Genomic DNA, 15,210 nt, shown 5'->3' on the forward strand with positions numbered 1-15,210 from the left:
GAGCGTCGCATGAGCGGCAGCACTGCGCTGGTTGCCTCCGAGCGCTTCGCGCGTCATGTCGTCGCGACGCGTTTTGCTCAGTTGACCTCTGACGCGATCGCGCAGGCCAAGGTTTTCATTCTCGATACGATTGGGGTCGGTATCGCGGGCTCGTCGGCCGCCGGTGCCGATCAGCTCGCTGCGGCTTCGGCTGGGTGGGGCGAGGGGAGCGAGGCGGTCGTCTGGGGGCGCCGCATGCGCGCGCCGGCCTCGATGGCGGCGTTCCTCAATGGATTTCAGGTCCATTGCCAGGAATATGACTGCGTCCATGAGCGCGCGGTGCTGCATCCGATGGCGACCCTGCTTCCGGCTGCGCTCGCTTATGCGGATCGCAAGGGCGGCGTATCCGGGCGCGAACTGATCGCCGCCGTCGCGGTCGGCATCGACGTTGCGGCCGGTCTCGGCGTCGCCTCCCGCTCAGCGTTGACGTTCTTTCGGCCGGCCACATCCGGTGGATTTGGCGCTTCCGCAGCGGTCGCGCGCCTCGCCGGCCTCGACGCCGAGGCCACCTGCAATGCGTTCGGCGTTCAGTATGGCCAGACCAGTGGCACGATGCAGGCGCATGTCGAGGGCAGCATCGTGCTGCCGATGCAGATCGCCTTCAATGCACGGGCCGCGCTGCAAAGCTGCGATCTCGCCGCGGTCGGACTCGTTGGTCCCCGCGATGTGTTCGAAGGACCGTTCGGCTATCTCAAGCTGTTCGAGGGGCGCTGGGATCTGGAGCCGACCTTGGATGGTCTCGGGCGCGACTGGCTGGTCAGCGAGCTCAGCCACAAGCCTTTTCCGGCCGGACGGGCCACCCACGGTGGGATCGAGGGCCTGATCGCGTTGCGTCGTGAGCACGGCTTCACGGCCGTCGACGTCCAGTCCGTGCGCGTCATAGGTCCCTCCTTGATCAAGCGGCTTTGCGGACGTCCGGACGTGCCGGCGCCGAATGCCAACTACGCGCGCCTGTGCATGCAATTCATTGCGGCCAAGGCGCTGCTGCACGGCACGGTCGATCTCGCGCATTATCGCGGCGCCGAGCTGACGGACGCCGCGACGCATGACGTCGCCGCCCGCGTCACGATGGAAGCCGACGACAATCCGGATCCGAACGCGCTGGTGCCGCAGGAGATCGTGGTGACGCTCAGGAGCGGCGAGGTGCTGCGCCGGCGCTGCGAGGTGATGCTGGCGCATCCGTCCCGGCGGCTGTCGCGCGACCAGCATCTGATGAAGTTCCGCCGCTGTCTGGAGTTCGCGCAGGTGCCGCTGCACGCCGAGGCGGGGGACCGGTTGATCGACATGGTCGACCGCCTCGAAGACGTCGAGGACGTCCGGGGGCTGACGGCGCTGCTGATGCAATGAGATGAAGAGAACAGGAGAACGACGGATGCGGACGATCTGGGCTGGGGTGACGATGCTGGCGCTTGCGGCAACACCGGCTGCGGCCGAAAGCCAGCTGTTGTTCCTGGCCGAGGACGTCCCAGCGGGGCTCGACTATGACGGCCCGTCGGTCTCGACCAACACCTCGCAGACCGGATTCATCAATCTGTCCGAGCCCTACATCTATTACCCCTATGGCCCGGCCAACAGCGAAGGCATCCGCACGCTCGACTACTCCAAATATGAGGGGCGCCTGGTCGAGAGCTGGGAGTTCGACGAGCCGAGCCTGACCTGGACCTTCCATCTGCGCAAGGGCGTCAAGAGCTGCGCCGGCAACGAGTTCACGGCGGACGACGTGCTCTACACCTTTGCGCGCGCAAAATCGGTCAGCGGCAAGGCGCCGATCGGCTGGTTCCTGGCCAATCTCGCCTCGGTCTCAGGCTTCACGCGCGACGTCTTCAAGCCCGGGGCGGACAAGAGCCTGGGCGATGCGGTCACCAAGGTCGACGACTACACCGTGCGCATCAAGCAGTCGTCGCCGAACCGCCTGTTCCAGATGGTGATGACGATCTATTCGACCTATCCTTACGACAGCAAGGAGATGAAGAAGCACGCCACCGAGGCCGACCCGTGGGCGCATGACTACGTCAACACCCAGAACGTGCCGTCCTTCGGGGCCTACTGCCTGGAGCGCTGGACCAAGGATGACGAGTTCGTCCTGGTCGCCAACCCGAACTATTACCGCGGCAAGCCGGCGATCGATCGCGTCGTCATCAAGAAGGTGCCGCAGAGCTCGAACCGGACGCTGGCGCTGCGCAGCGGCAGCGCGCAGTTGACCCAGCGCCTGACGGCGCGCGAGTTCAATGGCCTGCGCAAGGCCAACGGCGTCAAGGTCGCCGGCATCTTCGGTAACGAGATTCTGATCCTCAACCTGAACTTCAAGACGCCGCCGTTCGATAACCCGAAGCTGCGTCAGGCGATCGCCTATGCGATGCCGTATCAGCAGATCACCAATGTCGGCTATTCCGGCGCGGCCCAGCACATGGACGGTCACTTCTCGCGGGCGCTGAATGCCTATGTGAAGCCGTCGACGCAATACGACACCGACCTCGCCAAGGCCAAGCAGCTGCTGGCCGAGGCCGGCTATCCCGAAGGCAAGGGGCTGGAGGCATACCCCGACGCGTTCAAGCTCGCCTTCGTCGCCGAGCGCGAGTCGCTGCTGGGGCCGATCGCCACCGTGATCCAGTCGTCGCTGAAGGATATCGGCCTTCCGGTCCAGCTCGATCCCTTGCCGCAGACGCAGATGAGCGACCGTCGAATCGTCAAGAAGGATCTGCCGATGGGTCTGTCCGATCAGGAAAAGCCCGTCGGACCCGACGTCGGCTACGCGACGATGCTGTTCTTCGTGTCGACCGCCGCGGGCGGCGTCAACAACCTCGCCAATTATTCGAGCCCGGACGTCGACAAGCTGTTCAGCGAGGCCAAGAGCGAGGTCGACGACGCGAAGCGCCGCCAGATCCTGACCCAGATCCAGGAGCGGCTGCAGACGGATCTCGCCTGGGTGCCGCTGGTCGAGACCAAGACGGAGTGGGCCTTTTCCAGCAAGCTGTCCGGCGTCACCTGGCACCCGGAGAACTCGATCCACTTCATCGATCTGCAACTGCAGAACTGACGGAGCCGGTCGCGTGATCCCGTTCGTCGCCCGGCGGTTGGCCGTCGCCATGCTGCAGCTGGTCGGGCTGCTGCTCGTGGTGTTCTTTGCGATCCGCATGCTGCCGGCGGATCCGGTGGCGCGGCTCGTCGGCATGAACGCGACGCGCGAGGCGTATCTGTCGTCCCAGCATGCGCTCGGGCTGGACAGACCCGTGCTCGAGCAGCTCCTGAGCTATGCGGCCGGCGTCGCGCGTGGCGATTTCGGCCGCTCCTGGGTGAGCGGCGCGCCTGTCATGCAGGACATCCGCAATGTCCTGCCGGTCACCATCGAACTGATCACGATCAGCTTCGTGCTCGCGTTTCTATTGTCCGTGCCGCTCGGCATGCTCTGCGCACTGCGCCCCGGCGGCGTTGCTGACAGCGCGACCTTCACCTACAGCCTGTTCGCCGGCTCGCAGCCGGAGTTCTGGTGGGGGCTTCTGTTCATCTACGTGTTCTTCGCCGTGCTGGGCTGGGCGCCGGCGCCGCTCGGCCGGATCGATCCGATGATGACGCCGCCGGCGGCGGTCACCGGATTCATCACCATCGACTCGCTGCTCGCCGGCAACATGGCGGCGCTGCGCGATGCGCTCCATCATCTGGCGCTGCCGATCGCCACCAAGGTGTTCGTGCTGTCAGGCCCGATCATCAAGATGGTCCGGCAGAACATGGTCCGCGTGCTCGGCGCCGACTACATCCTCTATGCCCGCGCCTCCGGACTGCCGCCGTGGCGCATCGCGCTGGTCGCGCTGAAGAATGCGCTGGTCCCGGCGCTGACGCTGCTCGGCGTGCTCTACGGCTATATTCTCGGCGGCGCGGTGCTGATCGAGACCGTGTTCTCGCTCGGCGGCATCGGCCAATACGCGGTGCGCTCCGTGCTCGCGTTCGACTACCCTGCCATCCAGGCGGTGGTGCTGGTGATCGCCGCGATCTCGCTGTTCGTCTATCTTGCGCTCGATGTCGTGCATGCCTGGATCGATCCGAGGCTCGCGGCATGACCGACCTGATCGACACGGCCGACATCGGCCAGCGCATCGTCGAGCGGCGAAAAATGTCGTGGCTGTTCGGCTTCGGGACTGCTCTCGTGCTGTTGTCGCTGGTCCTGATGATGGCGGGCCCGTGGCTCGCGCCCTACGATCCGAGCCGGCCGACGATGGAGGTGAGCGAGCCGCCGCCGGAACTCGCGAGCGTTCCCGGGCTGATGTGGAGCGCCTTGCGCGGCGCGCCGCATCCGCCGATCCATTGGTTCGGCACCGACGCCACCGGCCTCGACGTCTTCTCGCGGGTGATCGCCGCGCCGCGCACCGACGTGGCGATCGCGGTCGGCGCCAATCTCGCGTCGCTGGTCATCGGCAGCCTGCTCGGACTCCTCGCGGGCTTCGCGCGGTCATGGATCGCGGCCACGGTGATGCGGCTGTCGGACCTGATCCAGGCGTTTCCGGTCTTCATCACCGGCATGATCCTGGTGACCTTGGCGGGCCGCAGCAACACCACGATCATCGTCACGCTCGCCTTCCTCTACACGCCGATCTATGTGCGCCTGACCCGCGCGGAGGTGCTGGCGCAACGCGCCCGCGGCTTCGTCGATGCCTCGCGCGCGCTCGGCAAGAGCGAGTTGTTCATCGCGCTGCGCCACGTGTTGCCCAATGCGTTGGCGCCATCGTTGATCCAGGCCTCGGTCACGATCGGTTTCGCGATCCTGATGACCGCCGGCCTCAGCTTCGTGGGCGCCGGGGTGCGGCCGCCGTCGCCGGAGTGGGGGCTGATGATCGCCGCCAGCGCCAATGACCTGATCCAGGGCGAATGGTGGTCGTCGCTCTTCCCGGGTCTCGCGATCTCGCTGACGGTGTTCGGCTATGCCGCCTTCGGCAACGGTCTGGAGCGCATCTATGCCGAATGAGACCGCGGTCATCGATGTCAGGGGGCTGACCGTCGCCTACGGCGCGCGTGCCGCGATCTCGGACTTCGCGCTGACCATCGCCCCTGGCGAGGTGGTCGGCCTGACCGGCGATTCCGGCAGCGGCAAGTCGACGCTCGCCTTGGCGCTGCTCGGACTGACCCGCGGCAACGGTCGCATCGTCAGCGGCCAGATCATGATGCAGGGGACCGATCTGCTCGCGCTCGATGAAGCCGAGCGCCGCGAGTGGCGGGGCCGTGACATCGGGCTGATCGTGCAGAATCCGCGCAGCGCGCTGAGCCCGCTGCACCAGGTCGGCAGCCAGATCGCCGACGTCTATCGCTCGCACCATCCGGTGTCGGCGCGGCAGGCCGAAGCGCATGCGGTGACGATGCTGCGCAATCTCGGCCTCAATGATCCCGAGCGTCGCGCCAAGGCCTATCCGCACGAGATCAGCGGCGGCATGGCGCAGCGGGTGCTGATCGCGATGGCGCTCGGGTCCGGGCCGCGGCTGGTGGTCGCGGACGAGCCGACCAGCGGTCTCGATGTGACCATCCAGGCGCAGTTCCTCGACGAGATGTGGCGCTCGGTGCGCGAGGCGGGATCGGCGGCGCTGCTGATGACCCAGGATCTCGGCATCATTGCCAATTACTGCGACCGCGTGATCGTGCTGCAGGGCGGACGCAAGGTCGAGGACGCGCCGACCGCTTCGTTCTACGCCGCGCCGCGCGACGCCTACAGCCGCTCGATCCTGGCGCGCCGCAAGGAGGCGACGGTGAGCGCCGCAGCAGTCACGCCGCTGCTCAGCATCAGCGGTCTGCGCAAGACGTTTCCGCTGCGCGACAGCGACAAGCGGGTGCAGGCCGTCGATGACGTCAGCTTCACGGTCGGCCGTGGCGAGACGCTCGGCCTCGTCGGCGAGAGCGGCTCGGGCAAGACCACCGTCGGGCGGGCCATCCTGCGCCTGGTCGAGCCGGACGCCGGCGAGATCGATTTCGCCGGCCGTTCGCTCAGCCGCGCCTCGGCGCGCGAGTTGCGTCTGCTTCGGCGCAAGATGCAGATCGTCTTCCAGGACCCGCTCGACTCGCTCGACCCGCGCTGGACCGTCGCCGATCTCCTCGCCGAAGCGATCGAGCCGAAAGCCGACGCCAAGCGTATTCGTGAATTGCTGGAGCTGGTTGGCCTGCCCCCCGAGACGGCGCGGCTCAAGCCGCGCGCGATGAGTGCCGGAGCGCAGCAGCGGGTCAACATCGCGCGCGCCGTCGCGGTCGAACCCGACCTGATCGTGTTGGACGAGCCGACCTCGGCGCTGACGCCGCTGGCGCGGCTCGCGATCATCAAACTGTTGCGCGGCCTGCAGGAGCGGCTCGGCGTCTCCTATGTGTTCATCTCGCACGACCTCAACACCGTCGAGGAGATGAGCCATCGCGTCGCCGTCATGTATCTCGGCCAGATCGTCGAGATCGGCAGCCGCGAGCAGATCTTCCGCCGCCCGCTGCATCCGTATTCAAAGGCGCTGCTGGCGGCGCATCTCGTGGCCGACCCTAGCCATCGCCGTGTCGACCGGACCGACATCGAGGCGCTCAGCGGCGAGATTCCGAGTCCGATCGATCTGCCGCGCGGCTGCTATCTCGCCGGGCGCTGCCCGGTCGCGCGGCCGTCCTGCAGCGACCAGCCGCAGCCGCTGCTTGCCGCGCCCGATGGGCGGCTGGTGCGCTGCGCGCCGGCCATCGCCAACGTTCTGCCAGCATCCCTCAAGGAGGCCTCATGCATCTGACGCGCCGTACATTCATGGCGGGTGGCGCCGCCGCCATCGCCGGCGTCTCCCTGTTCGATCCCGATCTGGCCCTTGCGGCCGACAGGATGCTGACGATCGCGCTGCCTAACAATCCCTCGACGCTCGATCCGATCCAGATCTCCAATCATGACGCGATGGCGATCACCAACGCCGTGTTCGAGAACCTGCTCGAGATCGACCTCGACGGCAAAGTCGTGCCGTCACTGGCGCGTGCCATGCCGGAGATCTCCGACGACCAGACCGTGTTCAAGTTCGACCTGCGCGATGACGTCGTGTTCCATGACGGCTCGCCGTTCAGCGCCGAGGACGTCAAATATTCCTACGAATACATGCTGGACCCCAAGAACAAATCGGTCCGCCGCTCGCTGTTCGCGCCGATCCAGGAGATCGTGATCGAGAGCCCGACGCGGATCGTGTTCAAGATGAAATCGCCGTACCGGCCGTGGTTTCAGTACATGACCAAGTTCATGGGGATCTTTCCCAAGGGCAGTCGCGAGAAGCTCGGCGACAACGGCTTCAAGACCGCGCCGGTCGGCGTGGGCACGGGGCCGGGGGCCTTCGTCGCCTGGAAGCAGAACGATTATGTCGAGTTGAAGCGGCACGACAAATATTGGCGCAAGGGAGTTCCTGTATGGGACCGCCTGGTCGCGAGGATCGTGCCGGAGGACGCCACGCGCGTCGCCTATCTGATGACGAACCAGGCGCAGATCATCAGCGCGCCGCCGCCGCACGAATTCGAGCGGCTCAAGACGGTGCCGGGCATCGCGACCGGCAGCAAGGTCGCCGTCGGCGGCATGTGGTTCCTGCAGACCAACACCAAGCGGGCGCCGTTCGACGATGTGAATTTCCGCAAGGCCGTCTCCTGCGCCATCGATCGCCGGAAGATCGCCCGCGAGGTGTTCTATGGGCTGATGGACCCGAGCGCGGTGCCGGCGCCGACCAACGTCTCCTATTTCAATGCCGAGGCCGACAAGGCGGTGGGATACGACCCGGCGAAAGCGCGGGATTACCTGTCGCGCTCCAAATACGCAGGGAATGCCGAGTTCGAGCTGCTGGTGCCGTCGACGCCCTATCTGTTCGACCAGTCGGAAGCCGCGATCGTGATCCAGTCGCAGCTCGCCGAGGTCGGCATCAAGATGAAGATCACGGCCATGGAGATGCCGCAGATCCTGTCGCGCGCCATGGCGGGCACGCAGGTCGCCTCCGCGCTGCCGCTGATGGGGCCGAGCGATCCGACCTTCATCATGCAGATCTGCTACACGGCCGATCAGATCATGTCGAAATCGTCGGGCTGGACCAGCGCGGCGCTCGATGACGCTATCAAGGAGAGCTACAAATACCAGGATCCGGCGCATCTCGACCCGCTATTCCAGAAGATGCAGGCGATCCTCGCCGAGGACTGCCCCAACGTCTGGCTCGGTTTCGTCGGCGTCGCGAATGCTTGGCGCGCCGAGATCAAGGACTTCGTCCCGAACACAGGTCTCACGATCTGGACTCGCGACGTCAAGATGAGCTGAGCGGTCGGGATCGTGATCGCCATCGCATACCGCATCATGGGCGCGATCGTGACGCTGGCAGGCGTCAGCCTGGTGCTGTTCGTGCTCGTCCATACGATCCCGGTATCTCCGGCGCGCGTGGTGCTCGGCGCCGATGCCTCCGAGGCTGACGTCGCCGAGTTCGACCGGGATCACGGGTTGGACCGGCCGCTGTGGCAGCAATACGCGTCGTGGATCGGCGGCGTGGCGCGCGGCGATTTCGGCAACTCCGTGATCGACGACACGCCCATTTCGAGCCAGATCGCCGATACGTTCCCGGTCACCTTCGAGCTCGTGGTGCTCGGCTTCGCGTTCTCGCTCGTGACGGCCATTCCCCTGGGCGTGCTCTCGGCGCTTTACGAGGGGCGCGCGATCGACCAGGTCGCGCGGGTGCTGTCGGTGGCCGGCGTGTCGATCCCGAGCTTCTGGCTGGGGCTGATGCTGATCGCATGGGGCGCGGTGGCGCTGCGCTGGTTTCCCGCCGGCGGCTACGTGCCCTGGCGGGACGGGATCGTCGCGCATCTGCAGTCGATGACCTTGCCCGCGATCGCGCTCGGCATCTACTACGTTGCCATCATCAGCCGGATGACGCGCTCGGCCGTGGCCGATGTGCTGAGGGCCGACCACGTCCGGGTGGCGCAGGCGATGGGACTGCCGCGGCGCCGCATCCTGACCTACGTCCTGAAGAACGCGCTGCCGCCGGTCGTCACGGTGTCCGCAATGTCGTTCGGCTACATGTTCGGCTGGTCGCTGATCGTCGAGCAGGTGTTCAACATCGCCGGCATGTCGCGGGCGCTGCTGAGCGCGATCTTCCGGCGCGACTATCTGATGATCGAGAACGTCGTACTCGTCATCACGGCGGTTTTCATCGCCGCCAATGCGCTGGCGGACCTGCTCTACACCTGGCTTGATCCGAGGTTGTCGCGATGAGCGGAGCTGGATGGCGCCTGGAGAGCCGGATCGGCCTCGCGCTCGTGCTCGCGGCGGCCGCCACCGCGCTGCTGGCGCCGTGGATCGCGCCCTATGATCCGCTCGCCGTCGATCTCAGCCGCAAGCTCGCGCCGCCGAGCGCGCTGCATTGGATGGGCACCGATCAGACCGGACGCGATATTCTCAGCCGCATCATCTGGGGCGCGCGGCCCTCGCTCACCGTCGGCCTGCTCGCGGTCGCGATCGGCCTGACCGGCGGCATTGCGCTTGGCGTCAGCGCCGGTGTCGCGAGAGGCTTCTGGGAGCAGGCGGCGATGCGCACGGTCGATGGCCTCGCCGCGATCCCGATGCTGATCTGGGCGATTGCCGTGGTCGGCATCGTCGGCGTCGGCCCCGTGCCGATCGGGCCCTGGCTGCTGCCGAACGAGAGCAAGATCATCCTCCTGGTCGGCATCCTCTACATTCCGCCGCTCGCGCGCGTGACCTATGGCGGCGCGCTGGTGGAAGGGCAGGCGGACTACGTCCGGGCACGACGGATGCAGGGGGCATCGCGGCTGTCGATCATGTTCGGCGACGTGCTGCCGAACTGCCTGTCGCCGGTGATCGTGCAGGCGACCCTTCTGATCGGGGTTGGCATCGTGGTGGAAGCCAGCCTGAGCTTCGTTGGGCTCGGCGTCGAGCCGCCGAACCCGAGCTGGGGCGGCATGCTGGCCGACGCGCGCAAGTACATCTTCTCCGGCGAGTGGTGGACCTACGTCTTTCCGGGCCTTGCCATCTCGCTGAGCGTGATCGGCTTCAATCTTCTCGGTGACGCACTTCGCGAGCTGCTCGATCCGCGCAGCGCCGCCAGCCTGTCGATGGTGGCGTGAGATGGCGCTGCTCGAGCTCGACGATCTGCATATCGGCTATCCCGCTGACGGCGGGACGATCGAGCTGGTCCGCGGATTGAGCCTGTCGCTCGATGCCGGCGAGGCGGTCGGCCTGGTCGGCGAGTCCGGCTCCGGCAAGAGCCAGACGGCGCTCGCGATCCTGCAATTGCTGCGGCCGCCGCTCCGCATCCTCAAGGGACGCATCATCTTCGATGGCCAGGATCTGACCGAGGCCGGCGAGGCCGCCATGCGCCGCCTGCGTGGAGGTGCCATCTCCATGGTGTTTCAGGATGCCATGTCGGGGCTCAACCCGGCCTTCACCATCGGCGCGCAGCTGACCAACGTGATCTCCGCGCACCGCAAGGCGAGCCGCGCCGAGGCGACGCGGATCGCGGTCGAGGCGCTCGACATGGTCGGCATCCGCAATCCCGAGGCCCGCCTGCGGCAATATCCGCACCAGTTCTCCGGCGGCATGCGTCAGCGCGTGCTGATCGCGATGGCCATCGCCTGCCGGCCGAAGCTGCTGATCGCCGACGAGCCGACCACTGCGCTCGACGTCACCGTGCAGGCGCAGATCGTCGATCTGCTCGGCGACCTCCGGCGCAAGCTTGGCCTTGCCGTGCTGTTCATCACCCACAATCTCGATTTGATGGCCCAGCTCTGCGACCGTGCCGTCGTGCTCTATGGCGGCATGCTGATGGAGGAGGGCAAGGTCGACGCGCTGTTTGCTGCTCCCGCGCATCCCTATACGCGTGCGCTGCTCGCCTGCGTGCCGCGGTTGTCCGATCTGCCGGGCGTCATTCATACGATCGAAGGGTCGGCGCCGGTGGCCGGACGGCTCACCACGGGATGTCCGTTCGCGCCCCGCTGCGGCGCGCGGGTCGCGCAATGCGCTGACAGGCCGCCGGTGCGGCTCGTCGCCAGCGGCCGCGTCGCCTGCTGGGAGGCGGCCGCATGACCGCGCTGCTCGAACTCGTCGACATCTGCAAGACGTTCGAACTCGAGCGCCGGCTGCTGCCGCGGTTGCTCGGCGCCCGCCAGCCATTGCATGCGGTGAAGAGCGTCAGCCTCAAGGTCCCGCGCGGCGGCGTGCTCGGCATCGTCGGCGAAAGCGGCTGCGGCAAGTCGACCCTGGCGCAGATCATCATGCGGCTGGAGCGACAGAGCTCTGGCCGCATCCTGTTCGATGGCCACGACATCAGCGCGCTCGATGGCGCGGCGCTGCATCCGTTCCGTCGCCGCTTCCAGATGGTGTTCCAGGATTCGACGGCCTCGCTCAACCTGCGCAAGACGGTGCAGCGGACCTTGCAGGAAAGCCTGGCGCTCGCCGGCCTGCCGAAACCGCAGCGCGCGTCGGCGGCCACGGACCTGCTCGGCATGGTCGGGCTGGATGCCGAGCTGCGCGGCCGCTATCCGCACCAATTGTCGGGCGGACAGCGCCAGCGCGTGGCGATTGCGCGGGCGCTCGCGATGCGGCCGGAGCTGCTCGTCGCCGATGAGCCGGTGTCGTCGCTCGACGTGTCGCTGCAGGCGCAGATCCTGCGTCTGTTGATCTCGCTGCGCCAGCGTCTCGGCCTGACGATGATCTTCATCAGCCACGATCTCGCGCTCGTGCATCATCTCTGCAGCGAGGTCGCGGTGATGCAGGCCGGCGTGATCGTGGAGCAGGGCACGCCGGCGCAGGTGCTGCGCGAGCCGCGCCACGACTACACGAAGAAGCTGCTCGCTGCGGTGCCCAGGGCATCGGCGCACGTGCAACAACGCGACATGACATCCATTTCGTCTGCTGACTTTCAAGGAGAATCCGAATGACCGACGCGCTCGGATGGCGCAAGAAGTTCGCGGTCCTGGTGCCGTCGACCAATACGTCGGTGCAGCCTGAATTCGACGGCATGCGCCCGGTCGGCGTCACCAACCACATCAGCCGGATCCGCATCCCGAACATGGCGCTGCGCAGCAATGACGACTTCCAGCGCCTGGTCGAACTGATTGCGGCGGCGCAGATCGAGGCCGTCGACAGCGCCATGTCGATGGAGCCGGACCGTCTCGTGCTCGGCATCTCCGCCGAGTCGTTCTGGGACGGCTATGCCGCGGCCCGGCGGCTCAAGCAGGAGCTCGAGCAGCACAGCGGCATCGCGGTCACCACCGGCTCGGATGCAGTCGAGTCCGTGCTCAAGCTGATCGGGGTCAAGCGGATCGCAGTGATCACGCCGTATTTCCCGGTCGGCGACGAGAATGTGGTGCGCTTCTTCGAGGAGGCCGGGTTCTCGGTCGCCAAGATCCTCGGCCTGAAATGCGAAAGCCCAGTGGCGATCGCCCATGTCAGCGAGGCGCGGCTGCGCGATGCGATCGTCGCGGTGAACGCGCCGGATGTCGAGGCCATCGTGCAGGTCGGCACCAACCTCGCAATGGCCGCGCTCGCGTCCCGCGCCGAGATCTGGCTCGGCAAGCCCGTGATCGCGATCAATACCGCCATCTACCATCACGCGCTGCGGGCGTCGGGGATCGAAGACAAAATCCCGGGTTGGGGACCGCTGCTGGAGCGCTACTAGCAGCGCGAGCGGCTATATATATCCCGAATCGGCGCGAATGCCGCACACAAGAGAGAGCGGGGAGGCGAATGGCAGCAGCAGTCGAGAGGGCCTATGCCGCGATCCGGGAGGGCATCCTGGGCGGCAAATATCCCGGCGGCTCACATCTGAAGGCGGAGGATCTCGCGGATGCCGTCGGCGTCAGCCGCACCCCGGTTCGCGAAGCCCTGCGCCGGCTCCATGCCGAGGGTCTGGTCGATTTCGTCGCCAATCGCGGCGCCTATGTGCTGAGCTGGGAACGCTCCGATGCCGAGGAGGTGTTCAGCCTTCGCATGGTGCTGGAAAGCTTTGGCGCAGAGCAGGCCGCCGTGCGGCGTTCGCCCGAGCAGCTCGCCCGGCTGCGCGAGCTCGCCGAGCGCATGAGCGTGGCGGCGCGCGAGCGCGGCGAGCATCATCTGGAGGTGATCGCCGAATTGAACACGGAGTTTCACCAGCTGCTGCACGACGCATCCGGCGTGAAGCGGCTGGGGCCGCTCCTGAAGACCATCATCCAGATCCCGCTGACCATGCGAACCTTCAGCCGCTACGACGATGAGGATCTCCAGCGCAGCGCGGCCCATCATTGCGAGATCGTCGCGGCAATCGAACGGCGCGACAGCGAATGGGCGGGGGCGGTGATGCGCAGCCATATCGCGGCCGCGCGTCACGTCATTCTCGGCAGCGACGCTCAGATCGTCGCGTCAGCCAGCGACGCCGCATGATGCGAGATCAAGTGCTGGCGGAGATCCGAAAGCGGCATCAGGTCCGCATATTTCTGCCCCATGTCGAACAGATTGGCTTCATGCGGCGCGATCGCCCGGTCGCCGACGCAGTCAGTCACGACAATGGTCCGCAGATTGTGAGCAGAACTGTCGACGACGGTGGCGCGAACGCACCCCGAGGTCGTGCACCCCGCCACCAGCAGCGTATCGATCCTGTTCCATGTCAGCCAGGCGCCGAAGTCGGTGCCGAAAAAAGCCGATGCGTGCCGCTTCTTGACGATCAACTCACCCTGCCGTGGCTGCAATTGCGGAACGAACTGGCTGAGCGGGCTGGTTTCCGTGAGCTTCAGCAGGCCCGGGGCTTTCCTCGCAAAGGCGCCGGCGTCGCTGCCATCGTCGGCATAGACCACCCGTGTGTGAGCGATCGGAAGCCCGTGCGCGCGCGCCAGCTCGAGCAGCTCGACAGTGCGCTCGATCGCGGGATCGATGTTGCCGCCGCCGAAATGATCGGGGTCGGTGAAACCGTTGATGAAGTCCACGACCACGACGGCCGGGCGATCGCCGAGGCCGACGGTCTGCGCAAATCCCTGTTTGGCGTAGATATCAAGTTCGCTCATGCGTGCTCCGCGTCAGTGACGAGCTACTCTGTCACATCAAATTCGTCCTAACAACTGTCGTGCGGCACTGCCTGTGCTGCAATTCCTCTCACTCCATCGCAACGTCAAGCAACGAGGTCTTCATGGCATCCCCCGCGCTCAAAGCATCGATCGAAGCCCGCGAGTTCATCGTCGCGCCAGGCGTCTACGATCTCATCTCGGCCTTGATGGCAGACCGCATGGGCTTCAAGGCGCTGTATGTCACAGGCTACGGCACTGTCGCCTCCGCGCTCGGACTGCCGGACGCCGGGCTCGCGACCTACACGGAGATGATCGACCGCATCGGCTGCATCTGCCGTATGACCAAGACGCCGGTCATCGCCGACGCCGATACGGGCTATGGCGGCCTGCTCAATGTCCGCCACACCGTGCGCGGCTATGAGGCGGCCGGCGTAACCGCGATCCAGATCGAGGACCAGGAGTTTCCCAAGAAGTGCGGCCATACGCCGAACCGGCGCGTCGTTCCGATGGCCGACATGGTCCGCAAGATCAAGGTCGCCAGCGACAGCCGCAGCAGCCGTGACTTCCTCATCGTCGCGCGCACCGACGCGCGGACGTCGCTCGGTCTCGACGAGGCGCTGCGCCGCGGCGAGGCCTATGCCGAGGCGGGCGCCGACATCGTCTTCATCGAGTCACCGGAGACCGAGGCGGAGATGGTGGATATCGGCCGGCGCATCAAGACGCCGCTCGTCGCCAACATGGTCAATGGTGGGCGGACGCCGATGCTGCCGGCCAAGCGACTTGCCGAAATCGGATTCTCGCTCGCGATCTTCCCCGCGGTCGGCTTTCTCGCGACCGCCAAGGCGCTCGAGACGGCCTATGCCGATCTCAGGGACAACGGCACCACGACCTTGTCCGACACGATGTTCTCTTTCGCGGAATTCAACAAGCTGATCGGCTTCGAGGACGTCTGGGCATTCGAACGCCGCTATGCGGAGACGTGAGATCGGCTTCGCCTGCTGTCCCTGGAAACTCATCGAGATATGTCATCACGGTATTCCGATAGTCCGTAGTACTACGAGGGAGGGTTAATGGGCGATTAACGGCGATCGGCCAGCATGGGAGGCGAGTTGCATGGTCGCAATTCTTGCCTGCCGCGGGGGCGCGGCCTGTTGGGAGCTAAAAAGGTGCTGTCCT

Annotated in this window: 14 protein-coding genes; 13 read left to right on the forward strand and 1 reads right to left on the reverse strand. The window is 66.2% G+C overall.

Going from position 1 to position 15,210, the window contains the following annotated elements; translation table 11 throughout:
* Positions 1 to 9: 9 nt before the first annotated feature.
* From ACQR1Y_RS14585 to ACQR1Y_RS14640, 12 genes are all read left to right on the forward strand, one after another.
* Entirely contained in the window at positions 10 to 1,386 is a 1,377-nt protein-coding gene (locus ACQR1Y_RS14585; RefSeq protein ID WP_434875672.1) for an MmgE/PrpD family protein, read from the forward strand.
* 25 nt (positions 1,387 to 1,411) lie between these two features.
* Entirely contained in the window at positions 1,412 to 3,076 is a 1,665-nt protein-coding gene (locus tag ACQR1Y_RS14590) for an ABC transporter substrate-binding protein (protein WP_434875673.1), read from the forward strand.
* Positions 3,077 to 3,089: 13 nt separating this feature from the next.
* Positions 3,090 to 4,094, forward strand: a complete 1,005-nt coding sequence (locus ACQR1Y_RS14595) for an ABC transporter permease (RefSeq protein WP_434875674.1) — start codon at positions 3,090 to 3,092, stop codon at positions 4,092 to 4,094.
* Complete coding sequence (locus ACQR1Y_RS14600) at positions 4,091 to 4,996, forward strand: ABC transporter permease (RefSeq protein ID WP_434875675.1); 906 nt, start codon at positions 4,091 to 4,093, stop codon at positions 4,994 to 4,996. Before ACQR1Y_RS14595 ends, ACQR1Y_RS14600 begins: the two co-directional genes overlap by 4 nt.
* The gene (locus ACQR1Y_RS14605; protein WP_434875676.1) at positions 4,986 to 6,770 is read left to right on the forward strand and encodes a dipeptide ABC transporter ATP-binding protein; all 1,785 of its coding nucleotides are present in this window, start codon (positions 4,986 to 4,988) and stop codon (positions 6,768 to 6,770) included. Before ACQR1Y_RS14600 ends, ACQR1Y_RS14605 begins: the two co-directional genes overlap by 11 nt.
* Positions 6,761 to 8,308 (forward strand): ABC transporter substrate-binding protein, encoded by a 1,548-nt coding sequence (locus tag ACQR1Y_RS14610; RefSeq protein WP_434875677.1) that lies wholly within the window; start codon positions 6,761 to 6,763, stop codon positions 8,306 to 8,308. The genes ACQR1Y_RS14605 and ACQR1Y_RS14610 overlap by 10 nt, the downstream gene beginning before the upstream one ends.
* A gap of 12 nt (positions 8,309 to 8,320) precedes the next feature.
* Positions 8,321 to 9,256: an ABC transporter permease gene (locus ACQR1Y_RS14615; protein WP_434875678.1), complete on the forward strand. Its 936-nt coding sequence runs from the start codon at positions 8,321 to 8,323 to the stop codon at positions 9,254 to 9,256.
* Entirely contained in the window at positions 9,253 to 10,125 is an 873-nt protein-coding gene (locus ACQR1Y_RS14620) for an ABC transporter permease (protein WP_434875679.1), read from the forward strand. Before ACQR1Y_RS14615 ends, ACQR1Y_RS14620 begins: the two co-directional genes overlap by 4 nt.
* A 1-nt stretch (position 10,126) precedes the next feature.
* Entirely contained in the window at positions 10,127 to 11,083 is a 957-nt protein-coding gene (locus tag ACQR1Y_RS14625) for an ABC transporter ATP-binding protein (protein ID WP_434875680.1), read from the forward strand.
* Positions 11,080 to 11,937: an ATP-binding cassette domain-containing protein gene (locus ACQR1Y_RS14630; protein ID WP_434875681.1), complete on the forward strand. Its 858-nt coding sequence runs from the start codon at positions 11,080 to 11,082 to the stop codon at positions 11,935 to 11,937. Before ACQR1Y_RS14625 ends, ACQR1Y_RS14630 begins: the two co-directional genes overlap by 4 nt.
* On the forward strand, positions 11,934 to 12,677 hold the full coding sequence (locus tag ACQR1Y_RS14635) for a maleate cis-trans isomerase family protein (RefSeq protein WP_434875682.1): 744 nt from the start codon (positions 11,934 to 11,936) through the stop codon (positions 12,675 to 12,677). Before ACQR1Y_RS14630 ends, ACQR1Y_RS14635 begins: the two co-directional genes overlap by 4 nt.
* Positions 12,678 to 12,745: 68 nt before the next feature.
* Complete coding sequence (locus ACQR1Y_RS14640; protein WP_434875683.1) at positions 12,746 to 13,417, forward strand: GntR family transcriptional regulator; 672 nt, start codon at positions 12,746 to 12,748, stop codon at positions 13,415 to 13,417.
* On the opposite strand, the gene ACQR1Y_RS14645 is transcribed toward ACQR1Y_RS14640, so the two are convergent.
* A complete protein-coding gene (locus tag ACQR1Y_RS14645; RefSeq protein WP_434875684.1) occupies positions 13,384 to 14,034 on the reverse strand; it encodes an isochorismatase family protein in 651 nt (216 codons plus the stop codon). The two genes, ACQR1Y_RS14640 and ACQR1Y_RS14645, sit on opposite strands and share 34 nt — an antisense overlap.
* 122 nt (positions 14,035 to 14,156) lie before the next feature.
* On the opposite strand from ACQR1Y_RS14645, the gene ACQR1Y_RS14650 reads away from it, so the two are divergent.
* Complete coding sequence (locus tag ACQR1Y_RS14650; RefSeq protein WP_434875685.1) at positions 14,157 to 15,017, forward strand: isocitrate lyase/PEP mutase family protein; 861 nt, start codon at positions 14,157 to 14,159, stop codon at positions 15,015 to 15,017.
* Positions 15,018 to 15,210 lie beyond the last annotated feature (193 nt).

The sequence above is a fragment of the Bradyrhizobium sp. HKCCYLRH3099 genome (genome assembly GCF_051167855.1).
GTDB lineage: Bacteria > Pseudomonadota > Alphaproteobacteria > Rhizobiales > Xanthobacteraceae > Bradyrhizobium.